This is a genomic window from Vibrio genomosp. F10 str. 9ZD137, from assembly GCF_049974785.1.
In the GTDB taxonomy this organism is placed as follows: domain Bacteria; phylum Pseudomonadota; class Gammaproteobacteria; order Enterobacterales; family Vibrionaceae; genus Vibrio.
The window spans coordinates 1-3,921 of the sequence record NZ_JBNGCJ010000821.1 but is presented as its reverse complement, the minus strand read 5'-3'; the positions used below and the strand labels follow the sequence as shown (position 1 = coordinate 3,921).

General features: G+C 42.1%; 4 protein-coding genes and 1 pseudogene. 4 read left to right on the top strand and 1 reads right to left on the bottom strand.

Annotated elements, in window-relative coordinates:
- The coding region (locus ACP45E_RS18805; protein WP_069585426.1) for a hypothetical protein at positions 1 to 409 on the top strand (409 nt) is incomplete at its 5' end.
- Positions 381 to 1,364 carry a helix-turn-helix transcriptional regulator gene (locus ACP45E_RS18800; RefSeq protein WP_017037246.1) on the top strand — a complete coding sequence of 328 codons (984 nt, stop codon included), beginning with the start codon at positions 381 to 383 and terminating at the stop codon, positions 1,362 to 1,364. The genes ACP45E_RS18805 and ACP45E_RS18800, both read left to right, overlap by 29 nt.
- 155 nt (positions 1,365 to 1,519) lie before the next feature.
- Here the strand turns inward: ACP45E_RS18800 and ACP45E_RS18795 are convergent, their stop codons facing one another.
- Positions 1,520 to 2,212 carry a hypothetical protein gene (locus ACP45E_RS18795; RefSeq protein WP_017037247.1) on the bottom strand — a complete coding sequence of 231 codons (693 nt, stop codon included), beginning with the start codon at positions 2,210 to 2,212 and terminating at the stop codon, positions 1,520 to 1,522.
- Positions 2,213 to 2,552: 340 nt separating this feature from the next.
- Between ACP45E_RS18795 and ACP45E_RS18790 the strand changes: the two genes are divergently transcribed.
- Positions 2,553 to 3,662, top strand: coding sequence for an ABC transporter substrate-binding protein (locus tag ACP45E_RS18790; RefSeq protein WP_017037248.1), 1,110 nt, complete (start codon positions 2,553 to 2,555; stop codon positions 3,660 to 3,662).
- Positions 3,662 to 3,921, top strand: a pseudogene (locus tag ACP45E_RS18785) (iron ABC transporter permease); the annotation flags it as partial. The gene ACP45E_RS18790 and the pseudogene ACP45E_RS18785, both read left to right, overlap by 1 nt.

The window sequence follows — 3,921 nt, the reverse complement described above, 5'->3', positions numbered from 1 at the left end:
GGCGGCGGGTGCGGGAATATTAACGTTGCTGGCCACATTGCTTGACCACTACTTACAAATGGCCACGCCAACGGCAGAATCGAAGGTATACCAACAGTGGTTAACACTACAAGGATACATTCAAGAGTACGGATTTCTAGCCTTAGCGGTAATGTCACTACTTCCAACACCACCAAGGACAATGGTGGTACTGAGCTTACTCTCAGGGTTGGCCTGGTTTGGGATTTTATTAACGGTTTTTGTCGGTAAATTTGTCTGGTTTTCCGTCGTCGTTACTTTAATTACGTTTGCCCCGAAATGGTTAATAAAATTGCCACTGATTGGCACTAAGGTACAGAGACTATTAGAGCAAAAATCAACGTATGAACGGGAAAGGTTATATGGTCGAAGTCGCCAACAAAAATACTGAGTCAAAGGCATTTGCAAGTAAAACCATGTTGAATATTCTCAATGCAGGGCTAAATACCTTGCTTGATGATTCTTTGCTTTCGCCAGCGCAGCCGTTTATAGCAAGGCAATTGAAAACCAATCAGTCGCAGGCCCATATTCCTCTAGAAACCAAGCGCGACTTTATTAATGAGGTAAGCCAACGTTACGGAGCCAGTGCATTATTGTGCATTGGCATCGGTGTGAAGCAATTTATAGATTCGCCTGTAGGCCGTGCCCTTTTAAACGGAAGTGATCCATTCTTGCTACTTAAAAAATGGCAAAGGCTGGAACGCTACGTACATAGTCAGCACTTTGTTGATTTTGAATATCACGATGATTGCGTCAAGGTGACACACAAATCCAATACCACAGAGATGCCAAGTATTGAAGAAGATTTGGCCGTTCTTGGGGTGTTGTGTGCCCTTCTCTATGAATCATCCGCTAGAAAGATTGCCATTAGCCATAGTTTAGACGCTTCTGAAAGTTTTTTTTCTTACCCCAGTTTGCAGTGTGATCCGTCACAGCTTCACCGCGATGCACCTTGGTATATTCACTTTCAAGTCCGTGATAAAGAGAATCCAAAAATAAAAACCGTTGAACAATCGGTAACAAATAACACGCTGAGTATGGTGAACAGGGCTAAACAAACCATCATGGATTTAGGGTTACTTGAAGTCGATTTGCAACAAGTATCTAGATGTTTAGCGCTATCTCCCCGCTCCTTACAACGTAAGCTAAGCGATGAAGGCCATAGTTTTGCCAAATTATTACAAGATGTACGCGTACACTTTGCCAGCCAATCATTACTCGACGAAGCATCATGCATTGCTGAGGTAGGCTTTGTGAGTGGGTTTGCCGATCAAGCCCATTTTACTCGTGTCTTTAAGCAATGGACTGGCATGTCACCGAAGCAATATACGCAGTTTAAAAGCTAAGAAGCTGTAATAGAAAGGAGAGCCAAAAGAAGAAATACAAACAAGCTTAGAACCTGTTTAAAAGATTTAATAGTGAGCATATAAACCGACCTTGATACGCCAAGTGCGATAAACCATTCGTGACAAAAACGGTTAAATTCATATGCTCATTTACCTTACCAGAGAATAGACGCTTTCAGTTCGGCAACATCAAGTGGTTCGGTTAGTGGCGTCACAATACTCAAGTAAGCCATTTTGCCTTCGAGGGTTTTGGGCGCTGGTGAAACACCACGATACGACAATATTTGTGTGGCATCGGTATTCATACTGATAGAAACTTCATCCATAAAAAACCACATTCCAATGGACCCAGGGCCAACTTTGAACAGCAATGCGTTGTTGGTTTGTTTTTCAAGATAGATTTTAAATGGCGCTAATTTTTTTGCCTTGATGATGGGGCCGACACATGAGATCGATTGACCTTGTTTTAGCTCCTCTAAGTGGGCGCGAATAAATTCGCCAAACAGTTCGGGCAAACAGACCTTTTGATCAACTCGACTGTCTTCCCATAATAACTGATTTTGCAGATTAAACGCCTGCACTGACGCGCCATCAATCACAATTTCGCCTCGCTGCTTTTCATGACCTGTCTTGACCACGAGTGAAAATTGTTCACGGTTCCACTGCGATTTTACCGCATATAACGTCGTGCCAGCTTGGGCTATTTCTAAAGACTGACTGTTTTTCGTAGACGAAGCGCTCATAGTAATTGACTCATTCGCCAATCCACTAGAACTAACACCTGAACTTAAAGCCAATAAAATAGCTAGGTTAATGACCTTTAAATACGATTTTTTTGTTGGTTGCATAACATCTCCTTTTTACTTGAGCTTACGCAAAATCATTGAGCAGTAATTGAACATTTACGCCAATAAAAGAGGCTTAGTCATCTATACTGCATCTGATTGGGATTGAACCCTCAACGATTAAAACCACTACAATTAAACTCAAATAATTCTCTCATTCTCTACAGCCACCCAATAAATAGAGAATTCTATCAAGACGACGTCCGCTTTTTACAAATGGGCTTCAAACTCTAGAGTAACGACAAAATAACATTTGATATTAATTCTCATTTGGGTTAATTTTCGCGCTATCGTTATGTTATAACATATCATTATTTATTTTAATCAATTGTAGAGAAAAACGATGAAAGGATTGAGCAAATTACTCTTATCCATGGCAATGGCGTGTGGCGTTATCGCGACACCTGTTCAAGCGGATATTGAATTCAAAGACGTAATGGGTAGAGACATCATTTTAGAGAAACCGGCTGAACGGGTGTTTCTTGGTTTTTATTTTGAGGACTTTCTTGCCATAGCTGGGCCGGATGCCTACACCAAGGTGGCGATTTTCCCTAAGGCTTCTTGGAAAGATTATCGTCAATCCCAGTGGACAACGTACACAAAAATCATACCTGAGTTAAATACAATCGAAGATTCTGGTTCCATTTATACCGGAACGTTTAATCTTGAAAAATTGCTCACCGTTAAACCAGATGTCGCATTATTGGCGGCTTGGCAATATAAATCCCTAGGGGAAAAAGTCGATTTATTAGAAAGCACGGGGATCAAAGTGGTCGTGATTGATTTCAATGCTCAAACCGTCGAGAAGCATTTAGCCAGCACTCGCGTGATCGGCAAAGTCATGGGCACAGACGCCAGAGCAGAGAAAATAGCCAGTGAATATGAATCGACGGTTATCGATGTTCAACACCGTGTTACTGACTATTTGACAAAAAATCCAGCTCGCCGAGTGTATGTGGAAATTGGTACCGGTGGTGCCGATGAGTATGGTAAGAGCTACTCCACCTCGATGTGGGGAAAATTGCTCGATCTTGCTGGGGCAAAAAATATTGCAACGGGTAAGTTTGAAGGCTCTGCCCATCTAACGCCTGAATACGTCCTAAGCCAAAATCCAGAAGTGATCTTTGTCTCTGGTGCTCACTGGTCTAAATATGATGACAGCGCATTACTTGGATTCGGCACAACTGAAGAGCAAGCCCAAGCCCGTTATGCGCCTTACTTGAAGCGTCAAGGTTGGGATCAACTCAGTGCGATAAAGAACAACGATTTTTATGGGATGTATCACTCTGGTACGCGTACTATTTATGACCATGTGTTCTTACAGTATCTCGCCAAATCAATTTACCCTGAAGCTTTTAAAGACATTGATCCAAAGAAAACTCACCAAGCCTTTTTTGAGCAATTCATGCCTCAAAAACTCGACGGTACTTTCATGATTAAGGTTGATGGCTAATGAAAACGGTTGTTGACACCTCTATTTCAGAGATCTCTCCATCTAGCGGCATTTATGCAGCACTAAATCGATCGCGATTGCGCTTTATTTGGTTGACGACAGTTGCATTGTGCTTGGTGGTCATTGCTGACCTTGGTATTGGATCTTCATGGATGGGTGTCAGCGATATAATGAATACCATATGGCTTGGGCCTAATGGAGACTCTCTTCACTCCACCATTATTTGGCAGTTAAGGCTGCCATTAACGCTGACATGTTT

Coding starts and splice junctions, on each gene's coding strand:
- ACP45E_RS18800 (WP_017037246.1), top strand. CDS start 381: ATGGTCGAAGTCGCCAACAAAAATACTGAGTCAAAGGCATTTGCAAGT.
- ACP45E_RS18795 (WP_017037247.1), bottom strand. CDS start 2,212: ATGCAACCAACAAAAAAATCGTATTTAAAGGTCATTAACCTAGCTATT.
- ACP45E_RS18790 (WP_017037248.1), top strand. CDS start 2,553: ATGAAAGGATTGAGCAAATTACTCTTATCCATGGCAATGGCGTGTGGC.